This is a genomic window from Pseudomonas sp. LBUM1668, assembly GCF_059695715.1.
The window spans coordinates 2,324,083-2,340,877 of record NZ_CP166787.1 but is presented as its reverse complement, the minus strand read 5'-3'; the positions used below and the strand labels follow the sequence as shown (position 1 = coordinate 2,340,877).

Annotated in this window: 16 protein-coding genes; 13 read left to right on the top strand and 3 right to left on the bottom strand. The window is 60.6% G+C overall.

Annotated features, from left to right (window positions below; translation table 11 throughout):
* Positions 1 to 2: 2 nt before the first annotated feature.
* The 10 genes from ACA061_RS10540 to ACA061_RS10495 all read left to right on the top strand — a co-directional run bounded on the left by ACA061_RS10540 (position 3) and on the right by ACA061_RS10495 (position 11,418).
* A complete protein-coding gene (locus ACA061_RS10540; RefSeq protein WP_497301431.1) occupies positions 3 to 1,088 on the top strand; it encodes a glycosyltransferase family 4 protein in 1,086 nt (361 codons plus the stop codon).
* Complete coding sequence (locus ACA061_RS10535) at positions 1,085 to 2,452, top strand: O-antigen ligase family protein (RefSeq protein WP_095188418.1); 1,368 nt, start codon at positions 1,085 to 1,087, stop codon at positions 2,450 to 2,452. The genes ACA061_RS10540 and ACA061_RS10535 overlap by 4 nt, the downstream gene beginning before the upstream one ends.
* A complete protein-coding gene (locus ACA061_RS10530; RefSeq protein ID WP_210555544.1) occupies positions 2,449 to 3,417 on the top strand; it encodes a glycosyltransferase in 969 nt (322 codons plus the stop codon). The genes ACA061_RS10535 and ACA061_RS10530 overlap by 4 nt, the downstream gene beginning before the upstream one ends.
* Positions 3,410 to 4,546: a glycosyltransferase gene (locus ACA061_RS10525; RefSeq protein ID WP_497301430.1), complete on the top strand. Its 1,137-nt coding sequence runs from the start codon at positions 3,410 to 3,412 to the stop codon at positions 4,544 to 4,546. Before ACA061_RS10530 ends, ACA061_RS10525 begins: the two co-directional genes overlap by 8 nt.
* Before the next feature lie 14 nt (positions 4,547 to 4,560).
* Positions 4,561 to 5,562 carry a polysaccharide deacetylase family protein gene (locus ACA061_RS10520; RefSeq protein WP_150602276.1) on the top strand — a complete coding sequence of 334 codons (1,002 nt, stop codon included), beginning with the start codon at positions 4,561 to 4,563 and terminating at the stop codon, positions 5,560 to 5,562.
* Entirely contained in the window at positions 5,559 to 6,866 is a 1,308-nt protein-coding gene (locus tag ACA061_RS10515; protein ID WP_497301429.1) for an oligosaccharide flippase family protein, read from the top strand. Before ACA061_RS10520 ends, ACA061_RS10515 begins: the two co-directional genes overlap by 4 nt.
* A complete protein-coding gene (locus tag ACA061_RS10510; RefSeq protein ID WP_497301428.1) occupies positions 6,863 to 8,782 on the top strand; it encodes a hypothetical protein in 1,920 nt (639 codons plus the stop codon). Before ACA061_RS10515 ends, ACA061_RS10510 begins: the two co-directional genes overlap by 4 nt.
* A 62-nt stretch (positions 8,783 to 8,844) precedes the next feature.
* Complete coding sequence (locus ACA061_RS10505) at positions 8,845 to 9,534, top strand: GNAT family protein (protein ID WP_150616529.1); 690 nt, start codon at positions 8,845 to 8,847, stop codon at positions 9,532 to 9,534.
* Positions 9,535 to 9,538: 4 nt separating this feature from the next.
* Positions 9,539 to 10,729 (top strand): GNAT family N-acetyltransferase, encoded by a 1,191-nt coding sequence (locus ACA061_RS10500; protein ID WP_497301426.1) that lies wholly within the window; start codon positions 9,539 to 9,541, stop codon positions 10,727 to 10,729.
* A complete protein-coding gene (locus tag ACA061_RS10495) occupies positions 10,726 to 11,418 on the top strand; it encodes an N-acetyltransferase (protein ID WP_497301424.1) in 693 nt (230 codons plus the stop codon). Before ACA061_RS10500 ends, ACA061_RS10495 begins: the two co-directional genes overlap by 4 nt.
* Positions 11,419 to 11,570: 152 nt before the next feature.
* On the opposite strand, the gene ACA061_RS10490 is transcribed toward ACA061_RS10495, so the two are convergent.
* Complete coding sequence (locus tag ACA061_RS10490) at positions 11,571 to 12,377, bottom strand: class I SAM-dependent methyltransferase (protein WP_497301422.1); 807 nt, start codon at positions 12,375 to 12,377, stop codon at positions 11,571 to 11,573.
* Between the two features lie 281 nt (positions 12,378 to 12,658).
* Between ACA061_RS10490 and ACA061_RS10485 the strand changes: the two genes are divergently transcribed.
* From ACA061_RS10485 to ACA061_RS10475, 3 genes are all read left to right on the top strand, one after another.
* Positions 12,659 to 12,952: a type II toxin-antitoxin system RelE/ParE family toxin gene (locus tag ACA061_RS10485; RefSeq protein WP_150602283.1), complete on the top strand. Its 294-nt coding sequence runs from the start codon at positions 12,659 to 12,661 to the stop codon at positions 12,950 to 12,952.
* Positions 12,953 to 12,954: 2 nt separating this feature from the next.
* Entirely contained in the window at positions 12,955 to 13,263 is a 309-nt protein-coding gene (locus ACA061_RS10480) for an addiction module antidote protein (protein WP_150602284.1), read from the top strand.
* Positions 13,264 to 13,331: 68 nt separating this feature from the next.
* Positions 13,332 to 13,679: a hypothetical protein gene (locus ACA061_RS10475; protein WP_210555539.1), complete on the top strand. Its 348-nt coding sequence runs from the start codon at positions 13,332 to 13,334 to the stop codon at positions 13,677 to 13,679.
* Between the two features lie 156 nt (positions 13,680 to 13,835).
* Here ACA061_RS10475 and ACA061_RS10470 read toward each other — a convergent pair whose 3' ends face one another.
* Both ACA061_RS10470 and ACA061_RS10465 read right to left on the bottom strand, forming a co-directional pair.
* Entirely contained in the window at positions 13,836 to 15,293 is a 1,458-nt protein-coding gene (locus ACA061_RS10470; protein ID WP_497301421.1) for a sigma-54-dependent transcriptional regulator, read from the bottom strand.
* Positions 15,262 to 16,755, bottom strand: coding sequence for a sensor histidine kinase (locus ACA061_RS10465; protein WP_150602495.1), 1,494 nt, complete (start codon positions 16,753 to 16,755; stop codon positions 15,262 to 15,264). The genes ACA061_RS10470 and ACA061_RS10465 overlap by 32 nt, the downstream gene beginning before the upstream one ends.
* Positions 16,756 to 16,795 lie beyond the last annotated feature (40 nt).

Genomic DNA, 16,795 nt, shown 5'->3' with positions numbered 1-16,795 from the left:
ACATGTCGACCCCGCCGAACGCCGCCCTGCCGATCATTCATTTGCTCAGCAGCGGTGGCTTCTATGGCGCCGAGCGCATGTTGCTCGATCATTGCCTGGCGACGCCGGGACAGCATCAAGTGCTGTTCCTCGACGCGCCGCCGGAACTGATCGCGCGCTTTCGTGAGGCCGGGGTCGACGCGCAAGGTTGCACTGGCCTGGGCACCTTGCTGCGGCACTTGCGTCAACGCCGCAGCGAACGGCCGCTGATCAATACGCACAATTTCAAGGGGCTGTTATTCGGTTGGCTCGGCGCGACGCTGTTGCGCCTGCCGCTGGTCATCACCCAACACGGTTTCACCCCGCGCAGCCGCAAACAAAAGTTCTACACCTGGCTGAGCCTGCAACTGTGCCGCACCGCATCGGTTGATCGGGTGGTGTGCGTGGCTGAAAGCATCGCGGCCATCCACCGCCAGGCCAGTGTGCGGGCCGACAAGCTGCAAGTGATTCCCAACGGTTTGCCGGCTCACGCCGAGATGATTCCCCATGCTGATCGCCAGCGCTGGCTCGCCGGTTACGTCGGACGCCTGAGCAGCGAGAAAGGCCCGGATCTGTTTCTCGACGCGCTGATTGCGCTGTGCGTGCAACACCCGCAACTGGACGCGGTGATGCTCGGCGATGGCCCGGAACGCGAGGCGTTGCAGGCGCGCATTGATGCCGCCGGTTTGCAGCAGCGCATTCGTTTGCCGGGTTACCAGACCGACATGCGCCGCTGGTGGCAGCAACTCGATGCGCTGGTGATCAGCTCGCGCACCGAGGGCACGCCGATGATTTTGCTGGAGGCCATGCAGGCCGGGGTGCCCGTGGTGGCCTTCGCGGTCGGCGGGATTCCCGATGTGCTGGAAGACCGGCATAACGGCCTGCTCGCCGCGCCCACCGACAGCGCAGCCCTCGCCCGCCAGCTCGATACGTTGCTGATGCAACCGGGCCTGGCCCGGCAACTGCGCGACAACGCGAAACGCACGCAACAGGATCGCTACGACCTCAAGGCCTTGGCCGAACACTGGTCGCAGCTGTACATCCGCACCGCACGGGAGGCACGCGCATGATTTTCCCGCTCTCGATCGTCAGTCTGCTGGCACTGGTCTGCATGGCTTTGCTGGTCAGTCCTTATCCGTATCTGGCGCCGGGGGCAGTGCTGGGGCTGCTGGGTTTCACGGTGCTGTACCGCAAACCGTCCTGGGGCCTGCTTGGCATTGCCGCGCTGGTGCCGTTTGAAGGGTTCTTCAAGGACAGCATGTTTTCCGGGAGCAAATTCCTCGGTGCTTCGCTGGCGCTGATCCTGATGCTGCAACTGGCATTGCACCAGATTCCATCGCAGCGCCTGCGCAGCAATCTGTGGCGCTACCTGATCGGTTTCATGGCGCTGTACATGCTGAGCCTGCTCGCCACCGACAACCTGGGCATGTCACAGAGTCATCTGCGTGAACTGAGCGTGGGCCTGATTCTGTTCGTGATCACTTTGTTGATCGGGCGCGAGCTGAACCTCGATCTGTTCGCCCGGCTGGTCACGCTCAGCGTCAGCGCCACCTGCGCCATGGCGATGTTTTCCAGCAGATTCCAGGACAAGGGCCGCGCCGCCGGCCTGCTCGATGACCCCAATGCCTTTGCTCTGCTGATCGCCTTCGCCGTGCCGCTGGGCCTGCTGCTGGTGATTCGCAGTCCGAACCTTTTGCAGCGTTTGTTCTGGGCTGGCTGCTGCCTTTTGCTGCTCGGCGGCATGACCAAGACAGAATCGCGCTCGGGGCTGGTGGTACTGGCCTTGAGTCTGGCGATCGGTGTCTGGCACTACCGCCAGCACCTCACCCGCATCCGTCCCCGGCATTTCGGCTTTGCCATGCTCGGCGCCGCCATCGTGCTGCCATTGGCGATTTATGCGATGCCTGCCGGTTATCTGGCACGCATCCAGTCGCTGAGTATCTTGAGCGCCGGGGCCAAGGCTCAGGACGAATCACTCGGCCGTCGCGCCTCCTACATTGTCGTCGGCAGCCAGATCATCCGCGAACATCCGCTGCTCGGCTCCGGCCCCGGGACCTTCCCGCTGCACTACGCGACCACCGGTTACGCCAAGGCATTCTCGGCCAACCGCAAGATCGGTGACCTGTATCGCCGGGCGCACAACACTTACCTGGAGATTTTCAGCGAACTGGGGATTCCGGCCGGCCTGCTGTTTGTCGGCATGCTCGTGCAGGGTTTCTACAACCTGATCCGCGCACGACGCGCGTGGCTGCAACGGCGCGAGTGGCAGCACGCGGACGTGGTGACTCATCTTGGAATGAGTTTTCTGTCATTGACGTTGTTTCTGATGTTTCTCAGCGCGCCGAACCTGAAATACCTGTGGATCATGCTTGCCCTGACCTGGGTGCTGCGCCTGAAAGCCGAGCAAGCACCGCTGACGGAGGCCAGGGCATGAGCCGGATCAGCATCGTCATTCCGATGTACAACGAGGCACGGCACATCGGCCGCACCCTCCTGGCCGCTCGCAAAGCCGCGAACGCCGCCGACATCGACTGTGAACTGATTGTCGTCGACAACGGCTCCATTGATGACGGGCCACAGATCGCCCGCGCATTCGGCGCACAGGTTCTGGTGTTGCCCGGCCTGCTGATCGGCGCCTTGCGCAATCGTGGCGCAACGGTTGCCAGTGGTGAATGGCTGGCGTTCATCGATGCCGACATTGAAATGCCCGAAGACTGGCTGAGCCAATTGTTCGCCCTCGAAGCAGACGCTCAGGGCGACATCTTCGGCCTGGACCTGCACACCCCCGCCGCCGCGCCGTGGTACGCGACCGCCTGGCAACGGCGCATGCTGCGGCCATCAGCGCACGCCAGCCGCACCGTGGACTGGCTGCCCAGCGCCAACCTGCTGATGCGCAAACGCTGGTTCGATGTCGTCGGCGGTTTCAACGAAACCCTGCGCACCGGTGAGGACAAGGAATACACCCTGCGCCTGAGCAAACAGGGCGCACGGCTGCTGTCGATCAATACCAGCATCGCCCTGCATTGGGGCTACGAAATGAATTGGCGCGAGTGGATGGGCAAGGAACTGTGGCGTCAGGGCAGTCACCTGCAGTTGCTGCGCACCCATGGCATGAGCCTGCGCCTGCTGCGTTTTCCGCTGCTGTCGCTGCTGGTCTGGGTGACGGATTTTCTCTTGATCGTTGCCTTGCTCGCCGGCCTCGCGCAGCTCGCGGTGATCCTGCTGGTGCTGACCCTGCTGCCGAGTCTGGTGCTCAGCGTGCGGCAGAGTATCAAGCACCACAACGTTCGCCTCACCTTGCAACTGTGGGGTCTGCACTGGTTACGCCTGCACCTGCCCAGCGCGGCACTTGTTCTCAGTCTGTGTCATTGGAACGCCAGGAGGCCTGCCCGTGGCTGAATTCATTTTCTGGATGTGCCTGCTGCTGCCGGTGTACGCCTACGTCGGTTATCCGCTGCTGCTGACCTTGCTGGCGCCGCTGTTCCCGGCCTGGCGCCATACGCCGGCGCCGCCGCTGAACATCAGTATCGTGATTGCCGCGCATAACGAGGCGCGACACATCGAGCACAAGTTGCGCACGCTGCTGGCTCAGGATTATCAGCCGGCGACGCTGCAGATCATTCTCGCCAGCGACGGCTCGACGGATGACACCGTGGCCTGCGCGCACAAAGTGGTTGATCCACGCATTACCGTGCTCGACCTGCCCCGCCAGGGCAAAGCCGCTACGCTGAATGCCGGCGCAGCGCTGAGTACCGGCGACATTCTGGTGTTCACCGATGCCGACAATCAATGGTCACGCGACACCCTCGGCCACTTGCTCGCGCCGCTGAGCGATCCGCAAGTTGGCGCCTGTGCCGGGCACATGGTGATTCCGGTCACCGGCGGGGGCCTGAGCGTCGGTGACAGCCTGTACCGGCACTACGAAGGCTGGCTGCGCCGCGTGGAGAATCGCACCGGTTGCATGGTTTCCGCCGATGGCGCCCTGCTCGCTTTGCGCCGCGAGTTGTTCCAGAACGTGCCGGCCGAGGTCAACGACGATTTCTTTATCAGCACCTGTGCTCCGGTGGCACGCAAACGCATCGTCTACGTGCCTGAAGCGCAAGTGATCGACCATGGCGTCGATGAGGCGGGCAAACAATTTCGCCGGCGTCAGCGCGTCACCGTTGGCGGCTTGCAAAGCCTGGCGCAACGCAGCGAGCTGCTCAATCCGTTCAAGCACGGCCTGTATTCGATCGCCTTGATCAGCCACAAATTGATCCGCCGACTGGCGCCGGTGCTGTTGCTACCGTTACTGCTGAGCAACTTCTGGCTTTGGCAAGAACACGGCTTTTATCGCTTGAGCCTGATCGCGCAGTTGACCGGCTACACGATCGCCATCGCCGGCCTGCTCGATTCGCAACACCGTTTGCCCAAACCATTCCGTCTGGCGGCGTTTTTGCTGGTCACCCTGGCGGGCATGAGCCTCGGCCTGTGGCAGTTTCTGCGCGGCCAGCGGTATGCCCAGTGGAATCCGGAACAGAACCGATAAAAAGGACTGAGGCCATGGCGATCAAACAACTTCTAAAACGCACCAGTGGCTGGCTCTATCTCAACTCGTCCGTGGGCCGCAATCAGTTGCACGGCGCCGGGGTGATCCTGATGCTGCATCGGGTGCTGGCCAACGACCGCGCCGCCGATCTGCCGCACCGCAATGAACTGTGCGTCGGGCCCCAGGCCTTCGAGCATTTGCTGGTGTGGCTGCGCAAGCATTTCGATTGCGTGCCGCTGATGGAAATCCTTCAGCCAAATTCGCTGCGCACCGAGCGCCCGCAAGTGGCGCTGACCTTCGATGACGGCTGGCGCGACAACGCCGTCAACGCCTTCCCGCTGCTGCAAAAACATCAGGTGCCGGCGAGTATTTTTCTCTCCACCGATTTCATTGGCAGTCGTCAACGATTCTGGTGGGAAAGCCTGGGCGAAACGCTGTGGGGCAGCCATGGCGACAAGGCGCGGATGCATTTGATCGAATACCTGCGCTCGATCGGTAAGCCATTGCCGGTGCTGGTCGATGACATCGATGTGCAGCGGCGCAGTCTGGCCCTTTTGCATTATCTGCAGAGTTTGAAAGATCTCGACCCGCAGGTGCTGGAACGGCTCACCGACGAGTGCCCGCAGGATTCTCTGCCGCAGGCCCTGGACTGGCATCAGGTGCGCGCAATGGAAGCTTCGGGGCTGATTCGGTTCGGCCCGCACGGCGCCAGCCACGCGATTCTTACAGGCCTTGATAGTGCGCGCCTGACCCAGGAAATCAGCCGCAGTCGCGACGCCTTGAACAACGGCTGCAATCGGCCGTTACCGGTGTATTGCTACCCCAACGGCGATAACGATGAGCGCGTGCGCGAGCAGGTCGCCAATCACGATTATCCGTTTGCCCTCGGCACCGCTACCGGTCTTTATCGTGGGGCCGGCGACCCTTTGAACCTGCCGCGCTTCGGCGTCAGTCAACGCACCGCACGCAATCCCGAACTGCTGTCGTTACGAATCTTTCGCGGGGCACGCACATGAGCCGAGGCAACTACCTCAAGCATCTGGCCCTGAGCATGGGTACCAAACTGGCGATGATCGCCTTGCGTCTGTTGCGCAACGTGTTGCTCGCGCGGATTCTCGGGCCGAGTGAACGCGGTTTGTTTGCCTTGCTCAGCACCCTGCCGGACTTGATCAGCGCCGCCACCAGCGGCGGGCTGAATTCAGCGGTCGGCTATCAAGCGGCCAAGCAGCGGCCGATGGGTTTGCTACTCGCTCAGGTGCTGGTGTTCGGCTGTCTGCTGGCGGGGCTGTTGACCTTGCTGGTGGTTGCGTTGGTGCGTGAGTTCGGCGGCGAACTGGATATAACGATGCAACTCGGTCTGCTGGCCTGGCTGTTGCTGTTGGCGGTGCCGCTGACCGTACTCAAAAGCGGCCTGCTGACATTGCACAACGCCTCTGGCGGCGTGGTCGCGTTCAACGTGCTGCGCCTGATCGAATCGCTGGCGCCGCTGCTGCTGTTTCTTGCGCTGTTCTGGATGTGGAAAAGTGCTGCGCTGGAAGCGGCGCTGATCAGTTGGCTGGCCGGGATCAGCCTGGTGGTGCTGGTGGGATGGATGTGGCTCAAACGCGCGCAACCGATGCAGCTGCAATGGGACCGCGCCAGCCAGAACGAACTGCTGCGCTTCAGTGCACGCAGCCATCCGGATCTGCTGTTCCAGCAAGTCATCCTGCGCTCCGACTACTTGTTCATCGGCGCCCTGCTCGGCAGCACCGCGCTGGGTCATTACGCGATGGCCAGCGCCGCCGCCGAACTGCTGCTGATCGTCCCCGAAGCGGTGACCACACCGCTGATGAAGCGCCTGCTGCAACAGGACAAAGGCATGGACAAAGTCACCCCGCTGGCGCTGCGTCTGACTGCCACAGTGATGTTGGGCGCCTGCATCACGATGGCGGTGATCGGAGAATGGCTGATCGTCACCCTGTTCGGCGTTGCCTACCAGCCGGCCTATCCGGCGCTGCTCGCATTGCTGCCCGGCCTGCTGGGCCTGTGCTACGCGAGCATTCTGCGTCTGGACTTGATTGGCAAAGACCGCCCCGGCACGGTGTCGCTACTGATGGGCTTGGGCGCGGTGTTCAATCTGGCGCTGAATCTGCTGCTGATTCCGGCCTACGGCATTGTCGGTGCAGCGGCGGCTTCTTCAATCGCCTATCTGGCTGTCACCGTGGCGATGCTGGTGCTTTATTGCCGCTTGAGTGGCGTGCCGTTCTGGCAAACCTTGATCATTCTGCCCAGCGACATCACCCCGATGTGGCTGATGTTGCAACGCCGGAAGGCAGCATGAAACGCCTGGCCCTGCTGCTCGGTCTCGGCCTGTCGCTGGACGCCTACGCGGCGTCGATGCGCTGGGGCGATATCCGCGACGGCAGTTTGTACCTGCAGGCCGATCGCGCCGACACCGTGACCGTCAGTTGGGTGCCGGCGTGGCAGGCAGAGGCCAACGAAGAGCATCTGTACCTGCTCGACGGTCAGGGCAAGTTGCAGGGCGAACGGTTGATCAAGGCCAATGAAACCCGTGGCAGCCAGAGCTGGCCGCTGGCGCCTGGCGCGGCGAGTTATCAACTGGAGATTCCCGGCTACAGTTTCCGCGGTTACCGGATCGAACATGACGAAAAAACCGTGGCGCTGTTTGCCCCGGCCAAGGTGCATTTCAGCGCGGAGGTGCGTAACGGCACTGAGCTGTATTTCAGAGTCGCACCCGGCGAACACGCGGTGCTGGCCGGCAAGTTCCATGGTGGCGTCAGCGGTTTGCAGGCACAGCGGGTTGGCGATGGACAGCAACTGTCATTGGCACTGAAACCCTATCGTGCCTATTGGCAGTTCGATCAAGTCGCGCTGCCCGTCAGCGAACAACCGCAGGTCTGGCGCCTGCTTCTGCAAGGCAGGGGCAAAGCAGCATTCTGGCTCGACGGCACGGCGAATCTGTTTGCGCAGAATCCGCAGCAGCTCAAACCCTTGCAGTCAGAACCGGGGCAGACGCGTCTGACCCTGCACGACAAAGTCCTCGGACGCACGCCGGATCTGGGAATCGCACTGCCTTACCTCGTACCGCCGCCGTCCAGTCACGCCCTACTCGATGCCTTGAAACCCAGCGCTGCGAGTTACTACAGCTTCGTTGATGTCACCTCGAAGAATCCGCATTTCGAAGACGCTTTCCGTCAGCTTTATCAAAATCGCTTCGGCATTCGCCAGGACATCACCCTGCTCGCCGGCACCGGGCGACAGGCCGATCTGCGCGCCGATGTACAAAGCAACAGTGGCCTCGACGCCTGGCTCGCCGGCACCCGTGCCCTGGGTGGCAAAGGCACGCATTACATCGGTTTCGCCGACGAGCCTAACCTCAACTATTCAAGCTACGAACAATACCGGGCGATCTTCAACAGCATGGCGCGGCAGGTGCGCAGCGATCCGGCCAACGCCAAGGCTGGCGTGCGCATCGCGATACCGGCCAGCTCACGCTTGGTCAACGGACCGTTCACCGAAAACGCGGCGGACAAGCGCGGTATCGACTGGGCGCGGCGTCTGCTCGGTGAATCTGCCGATCAGGTCGATGCCTTGGCCTGGCATGAATGGATGATTCGCGACCTGCTCGCTACCCGGGTCTACCGCGACAGCGTGCGCCGCGCAGCAGACCTGGTGGGGCTGGACGCCAAAGGGCAACCACGCAAAGCGTTGCTGCTGGATCAGACCAATCTGTCCAGTGGCTCAGCCCTGAGCCCCTACGATCAGGAAACCCATTTCACCTCGCTGTGGTGGGCCTCGGTGGTGATCAACGCGTCTCAGGATGGGCTGCTGACCATGCTCAACTGGTTTCAGGCAGCCGATGAACCGCCCTACGGCAAAGGCATGGTGCGGGTGCTGGACAATGGTCGTTTGGAATTGAAACCGGTGGGCCTTGCCCAGCAATTCATCGCGCGGCATTGGCTGCCGCAAGTGCTGCAACTGGATAACGACGCTTTTGAGGTGGATGTCCTGGCGATGGCCGGCGACGAGCAGCGCGCACTGCTTGGGGTGAACAAAGGCACGCGCCTGCAACGGGTTGAACTAAGCGGTGCCAGATGCCCGCTGAAACATGGCGCCCTGCGTTACTTCGGCGCCGACAATCGCAGACAGGACGCACCGTTTGTCTGTGAAAACGGGCGTGTGCGTTTCGAATTGCCGGGGCAAACCCTGTTTGCCCTGAGCTGGAGCGCTTCATGAACCGCCCTTCTGCCCTGCGAGCGTCATGCCGCGCGTGGCTACCTTCATCAGGAGAAGAGACCATGGATCTTTTGCAAAAACTCAGCGGACATATCCGTCGTAACGGCCTGCGAGCGACCTTGGCCAAGATCCGCAGAAAGTACATTTTCGCCCATCAGCAATTGCTGTGGATGGAGCGTGATCTGGTCAGCCCCGTGCCGCCGCACAACCTCAAACCCTACCCACCGCTGCGCGTAATGAAGATCACCGCAGACAACGCCAGTGCCTTCACCCGTTACTTTGGCGATCGTGTCGGCGTCATGGCCGAGCTGGCCAATGAAGGTCGCACCGGGCATATGCATGTCGACGAGCATGGCGATGCCGTGGCGTTTATCTGGGGCACGCCGCGCGATTATTTCGATCGGCATTACTACGGTTGCCGGTTCTCGGTGAAACCCGGCGAGTTCTTCGAATTCGGTGGCGAAATGACCCGCGCCTACTGGGGCACCGAATTGTCAGTCGATGTGCAAGTGCGCCTGTGGAAAGCCATGGCCGAGGAAGGCTGCAGCAAAGTGGTCGATGTCTGTGAGTCGACAAACATCCCGGCGCTCAAGCTGCACGTGCGCATGGGCTATACCGAACAACAGCGGATCATGAATATCTACACGCTGTTCGGTCGCTGGCGCTTCTACCGCGAATCCCGCTACAGCGGCTCGCGCCTGGAAGAACTGCGTAAACCTTCCCGTCCACCTGTCACAGCAACGGCGGCCTGAACCTATGGTGATGCGATTCGAATGGCGCACGTCCCTGTGCGCTGCCGATTTCCCGGCAGCGGCCTACGAGGTACTGCGTCTGCGTGTGGCCGACCACACGCCGTTCAACAACCTTGGCTGGTTGTGCGCGGCAGAACAGGCCTTGGGCGAAGATCAGCGCCTGCACATTCTGCTCGGCTGGGAAGCAGAGCAATTGCATCTGTGCCTGCCACTGGTGGCCAGCCGCGAACGCTTCGCTGGCGTGCCGTTTCGTGTTTTGCATCACTTGGGTTATCCGCTGGCCGATCGCCTGGCCCTGCTGTCGTTGCTCGGCAGCGAAGACATGCACAAAGCGCTGGTGCTGATCCGTGAGCGTCTGCCCCATGCGCTGCTGCAACTCAATGAACTGTCAGAACCTGCCGGTGAAGAAAGTGCGCTCACCGAATGGATGGCGCGCAGTTCCACTGCTGAACGACGCCTGAGTTGCCGGGTGCCGGTGCATCTGATCAGCGATGCCGATCATCGCGAGGTCTCCGGCGACCCGCGCTACAAGCTGCGTCGGGCGCGCAAACGGATAGCTGCATGCGGCGCGCAAGTGCGGCGAATCACCCCCGATGCGCTGTCGATGCCTACGATTTTAGAAGCGCTGCAGGAAGTTGAGTCGGTCAGTTGGAAAGGTGACGAGGGCGTCGGGATCTTCGCCACGCCGCGCAGTCGCCAATGGATCGAATGCGCCTTCACCGCCCTCGCCGACCAAGGCCTGGTGCGGGTCGTTACGCTGGAGCTGGACGGCCGCTGCATCAGCTATCGCCTCGGCCTGCTCGAACAGGGCCGGCTCTACGATTACAACCTGGCGTTTTTGCCACAGTACGCCGACCTCGGTAGCGGCCGGGTGTTGCTGGAGGAATGGATTCGCTGGGGGCTGGATGAGCATTGGCGCTGGATCGATGCGTCCCGGGTCAGCCTGGAAAGCTCCAGCCACCAACTGCACGAACGCATGACCGGACAACTGGAACACTGGCGCTGGAGTTTCTACTCGTGGCGCCCGAGCGGCTTGCTGCTGGGCCTGGGGCTACGCCTTTGGCACCACGTCAAACCGTCCCTGCAAAAATGGCGCGCACGGCGTGCCGGCAAGTCGACAGCGGCGAACACATCCGAAACTCAACCGGCAACACCATCCACCACACCTGGGCTAGCGCCTCGGAGGGCATCATGAAAGTCATCGAAAAAGTGCTTCTGCGCATCAGAGAAAGAGGCCTGCGCCGCACCCTTGGCGCGTTGGGCAAACGTTACGTATTCGCTCACCGTGAATTGCTGTGGATGGAGCGCGATCTGGTCACGCCGATTGCCCCGAACAAACTGCGCCCTTGTGAAGGTTTGCGCAGAGTCGACATCACCGAAGAAAACGCCAAGGCATTCAGCAAGTACTTTGGTGACCGCGTGCAGACCATGGCCGAGCTGGCCGCTGAAGGGCATACGGGGCACATGTACCTGGACCAGGACGATCACACCGTCGGGTTCGTCTGGGCCAGCACTCGCGACTATTACGACCGCCACTTCTACCGCTGCACGTTCCCGGTCAAGCCCGGTGAATACTTTCAGTTCGGTGCCGAAATCACCCGGCAGTATTTCGGCAGTAGCTTGACCGTCGATGCACAGACCGCACTTTGGCAAGTCATGGCTACCCGAGGTTTCGAAAAAGTGGTGGATATCTGCGACGGCGCCAATGTACAGGCCCTGAAGATGCATATGCGTTTGGGCTATCAGGAACAGGGGCGTATCACCCACGTCTACGACCTGTTCGGGCACTGGCGTTTCTACCGCGAAACACGCTACAGCGGTTCAAGACTGGAGGCTTTACGCAAGCCGGAAAGACCGGTGGTGACGGCGGCGGCGCAGGCTTGATTCAGTCCCGAGATTGATGGCGGCTATTGGGCCGCCATCGCGAGCAGGCTCACTCCTACAGTGGGCTTCGGCGAGCACAAACTTTGTGTAGACGCCGATCCAGTGTAGGAGTGAGCCTGCTCGCGATGAGGCCAGTCAGGGCAATACAGACCTCAGTTCTGGACGGCGATGAGGGTGAAACACATCGGCAACTGCGCTTCTTGGTTCAGGTACTGGTCATACACCTCTTCCCGATTCGAATGCGCATACTCCTTGAAGTGCGCGATGTTCAGCCCTGCCCCGATGGCGCCGCTGAAGATCGCGCCGAGGGTGTGCACGAACCAGTAGGATTTCGCCGCCTGCTGTTCGACCTTGCCGACATAGACGATCGGCTCTTCCTGCACGAACGGCTCAGCGCGGAAGTACGAGCTCGCGAGGCGATACGGGTCTTCGCCATCAGGATCGACCATTTCCAGAAACGGATGGGTTTCGTAGATCACCAGTTGTCCGTCCGGCTTCAGAACCTGCGCGACGTGGCGAAAGAATTCGCCGATGTCGGGCATCCAGTTCAGCACGCCGATGGTGATCAGTGCGACGTCGAAGCGGTTGCGCAACGTCGCCGGCAGTCGATGGATATCGGCTTCGATGAATTCGGCGCTGTGCGGTGACCGACTGTTCAGTTCGCGGGCCTGTTCGAGAAAGGCGCTCGACTGGTCGACTCCAACCACTTGCCGCGCACCGAGGGCAAACAGCGACAGGCTCTCACGGCCGTTGTTGCAACCCAGTTGAATCACCTCTTTACCGTCGACACCGACCTGTTCCAGCACGCCACACAAAGTGTCGTCCAGGCAGGAAAAATCCGCCTGCGCGACTTCGCTGAGCAATGCCTGCCAGTCCGGCGAATCCTGGTGATGACGAGCAGAATCGTTCCACGCCTGACGATTGCTTTCGATGGCGGTTTTATTGTTTGGCACTTCCATGGCGCACTCCGGACGATGCTCCTGATTGAGCAGATCCGAGTCTAGATCAGCCCGCCAGTTGCGGTTGTTGCAAACTTGTAAGCCAACTCTGTAGGAGCTGCCGCAGGCTGCGATCTTTTGATCTTGCTTTTAAAAATCAAAAGATCGTCCGATCGCGGCCCGAGCCTTCGGCAGCTCCTACACGTTCGGGACTTTCTGCCTACATACGCTGCCGATGCTTCCAATATTGATAAAGGATTCGGCCGACCTCTTATTCGTATCCACTTGGATACAGTCGGGCAATGAATTATCTTATTCAACAGACAGCAGTCTTCCACGCTTGGCATCGATCAATTCGCGACCTGCGGGCCAAGGTGGCCATCGCACGTCGCATTGATCGAGCCTCTACAGGTAATCTCGGCGATGTTAAATCAGTGGGCGATGGCGTGTCCGAAATGCGCGTAGATATCGGCGCGGGGTTCCGGGTGTATTTCACAATGCGTAACGGTGCAATGATCGTCCTGTTGGCCGGAGGCGATAAATCCTCACAAAGCGCAGACATCCGACGCGCAAAAAAAATGGCAAAGGAGGTTTAACCATGAGCCAGACCTTGACGAGTTTCGACATGGCAGCGCTGCTGGACAGTGACGAAGCCATCAGCGAATACCTGTCTCAAGTCCTCTTGGACGGGGATAACGAAGAGTTTCTTCGAGCAATCGGCTATGTGGTCAAGGCCCGCGGAATGACGCAAATAGCCAAAAACTCAGGATTGGGTCGTGAAAGTCTGTACAAGGCATTCGCGCCAGGCGCAAAACCGCGTTTCGATACGGTTTTGAAGATCATCCATGCCCTTGGAATCGATCTTTGCGCACAGCCGGGGCATGTGATCAATCAATCGGCGTCTTGAATGCGGGACCTGCCGCAGGGCAGCTATAGTTAATAGCCTTGGGGAAAACCGCACTCGCAGGTGCCGCCATGCAAATGTTCGAACGGCTGTTGTTGACCGGTTGTCTGCTCGCCGCCACACAGGCGCACGCGCTGGACAGCAATTTTATCTACTACGGGCCGAACCAGCCCTTCGCCCACCCCGCTCCGCCGTCGTTGTCCGCGCAGCCGCCACGGCCGTTTGATGACACCGCGCCGCAGGATTTCGTGGTCATCCCGGATCGCCACGTGTTTCGTGATTCGCAACTGCCGACCGTGGCGGATGCGACGGTGCGGGTATTTGTTCGCACGTACGATGCCGAGCGTGGGATTTATGTGAATGACGAGGTGCTGGATCCGACGTGCCTGTTGGCTTGCCTCAGCCGCCAGCAGCATTGAGACCGAGCCCTGAACACCTCCTGTAGGAGCTGCCGCAGGCTGCGATCTTTTGATGTTGATTTTTAAAGATCAAAAGATCGCAGCCTGCGGCAGCTCCTACAGGGTGCGTATCCATTGTTCCATCGTTCGCACAGCGGAGTTACGGTGAGACTGGACTCACCACTGGCGTTTATCCGGTCGGGCCAGGCCGAGCTTTTCAATGCGATAACGCAGCATGTCGCGGCTCAGGCCCAGCAAGCGGGCGGACTTGGTGACGTTCCAGTCGGTCTTGTCGAGCATCTTGCGCACCATGTCGCGCTCGACTTCCGGCAGGTTCATTGATTCCATGTTGCTGGCCGGACGCGGCTCGTAATGCGGCGCCGGTTCGTAATGTTGATGTTGATGCTGCTGATGCTGATGTTGCGGTGGCAACTCGTCACAAAGGCTCATGCAGACGTTCAACTGGTGCGCGGCGATGGTGTCGTTCGGCGCCAGCAGCACGGTTTGCTCAAGCATGTTGCGCAGCTCGCGCACATTGCCCGGCCAGGTGTAACTGAGCAGCAACTCTTCGGCCTGATCACTGAAATGCAGATTCGGTTTGCCATAGCGCTTGCCATGGCTGGCGAGGAAGTGCCGGGCCAGCAGCAAAATGTCTTCGCCCCGCGCATGCAGGCGCGGGACCTTGATCGAAATGATCCGCAACCGGAAGAACAGATCGCGCCGGAATTTGCCCTGCTGCACCATTTGCTCAAGGTTGCAGTTGGTCGCGCTGATCACCCGCAAATTGACCTTGCGCTCCTTCACCGAACCCACGCGGCGAATGGTCCGATCTTCCAGCAGCTTCAAGAGCTTGGCCTGCAACAGCAGGTCCATTTCGCCGACTTCATCGAGAAACAGCGTGCCGCCGTCCGCCGCTTCCACCAGACCGACACGGCGATCCTTGGCGTCGGTGAACGCGCCTTTCTCGTGACCGAACAGCTCCGACTCGACCAGATTCGACGGAATTGACGCACAGTTGAATTCAATAAACGGGCCTTTGCTGCGCGGGCCGTCGAAGTGCAACGCGCGGGCCACCAGTTCCTTGCCGGTGCCGGTTTCGCCCTCGACAAGCACCGGCGGTAGATCGGTGTTGGCCATGCGACGTTCGGCGTCGAGCAACTGGCCGATGGTGTTTTTCAGGTACTGCATCGGCGCCGATTCGCCAATCAACGCCTGCACCCCGGACTTCTGCGCCTCGCGCTCCTGATAAAACGACAGCGTGCGTTCCATTCGCTCGGTGGCCAGGGCCTTGTCGAGCAGCAGTTTGAGTTCCGGCAGTGCGACCGGTTTGGTGACGTAATGAAAGGCGCCCTCCTTCATCGCCACCACCGCATCTTCGACGTTGCCGTAACCGGTCATCATGATCACCTTGAGATCCGGCGCGCTGATGCGCAGCTTCTGGATCAGGTCATGACCACTCATGCCCGGTAACGAGTTGTCGGTCAGCACGATGTCCGGCATGAAGGTTTCCAGTTGCTCCAGCGCGTCTTCAGCCGAGTGGCAGACGGTCACCTCGAAGTCTTTGCGCTCCAGGTAGGTCTGAATATTGTCGGCCAGCAGTTCATCATCCTCGACCAGCAGAATGCTGTGTTCCATATTCCCCTCCCGATGCCACCTTAAAGTTGAGACTGACGCGGGTTCCCTCCTGCTCGCGGCTGGTCAAGACGACCGACCCCTGAAACCGTTCCATGATTCTTTTGACCAAAGCAAGACCTACGCCGAGCCCGCCCTGCTTGGTGGTGAAAAACGGTTTGAACACCAGTTGCTGCTGCTGCGCGCTCATGCCTTTGCCTGTGTCGCCCAGGATCATGCTTACCTGATCGGGCTGCAGCGTTTCGATCTCCACGGTCAACACGCCGCCCTTGGGCATGGCTTCGAGGGCGTTGGCGAACAGGCTGTTGAGAATTTGCGTGAGCAGCACCTGCTGACTGACGATGGGCGGGCAATCTTGCGGGGTGAATCGCACGACAACCCCGTTGCGTCGAATCAGCGCCTCGAACGCGCCGAGGGTGTCTTCGACCGTCGCGAGCAAGTCCACCGCCTCACCGTCGTCACTCATTGGCCGTAACGACACCAGCAACTCGCGCACCCAGCGTGACATGCGGTCAACCTGGCTGATGATGTCGCCTATATTGCGCTGGGCGCCGTCGCTGGCGACTTCCTGAGCCAGTTCGGCGCTGGAGCGAATGGTTGCCAACGGGTTGCGCAAACTGTGCGCCACCGCCGAGGACATTTCCCCCAGCGCGACAAAGGTTTCGTTGCTGATCAGTTGCTGTTGCTGGCTTTGCAGCAGCGTTGCGGCGCGGCGCACGATCCAGAACAGCCCGAGATAAATCGCTGCGCCGCCGAGCAGGGTCGCCGCCCAGATCGAGGCGAATCCACGGTCGATCCGGTCGACCAGATCGGACGGTTCCTTGTAGATCTCGACCATGGCGACGACTTTGCTTTGGTCGGCATTGAACATCGGAATGTAATTCTCGATGAACAGGTATTTCGGCTCGCGCGACAGTCGCTGCTCAGGCTTCTCGTCGTCGATCTTGTGGTAGCTCGAGGACACCGGGACTTTCATTTCGAACGACTCGTGCAACTCGTCATCGTCTTCAATCTTGACGTTGATCAGCTCCGGGTTGGTTGACCAGATGATCGTGCGATCAAGCGCATAAACGGTGGCCAGCAGAACGTCGGGCAAATGTTCGACATGGTCGAGAAACTCAATGCGTGCCGAAGCGTGCACCGCCGGATCGACGTCGGGGTAACTGTTGTCTTCGCGTGGGTCGAGCATTTCGCCCATGGTGCGGTTCGGATTGATTTTGGCGTGGCGCATTTCGGCCTCGCCGATGGCCTGGACGAATTGCGCAGTGAGCAACGCATCGCGCTCCACGCTTTCGGTGACCACGAAGCGCGTGGAGATATAGCCCAACCCCAGCGCAACGGCCGCGATGATCAGAAAACTGCCGAGCGAAAACCAGCGCAGCAAATTGAACTGCCCGCGCCAGCCTGTGCACACTGCTGCCGTTGCGCTCGGCGCAGGTATTTTTTGTGATTCCTGTCGCTGCATGGCCGTGCCCTGGAGGTTGTGCATCAATCCGTTCGTTGCC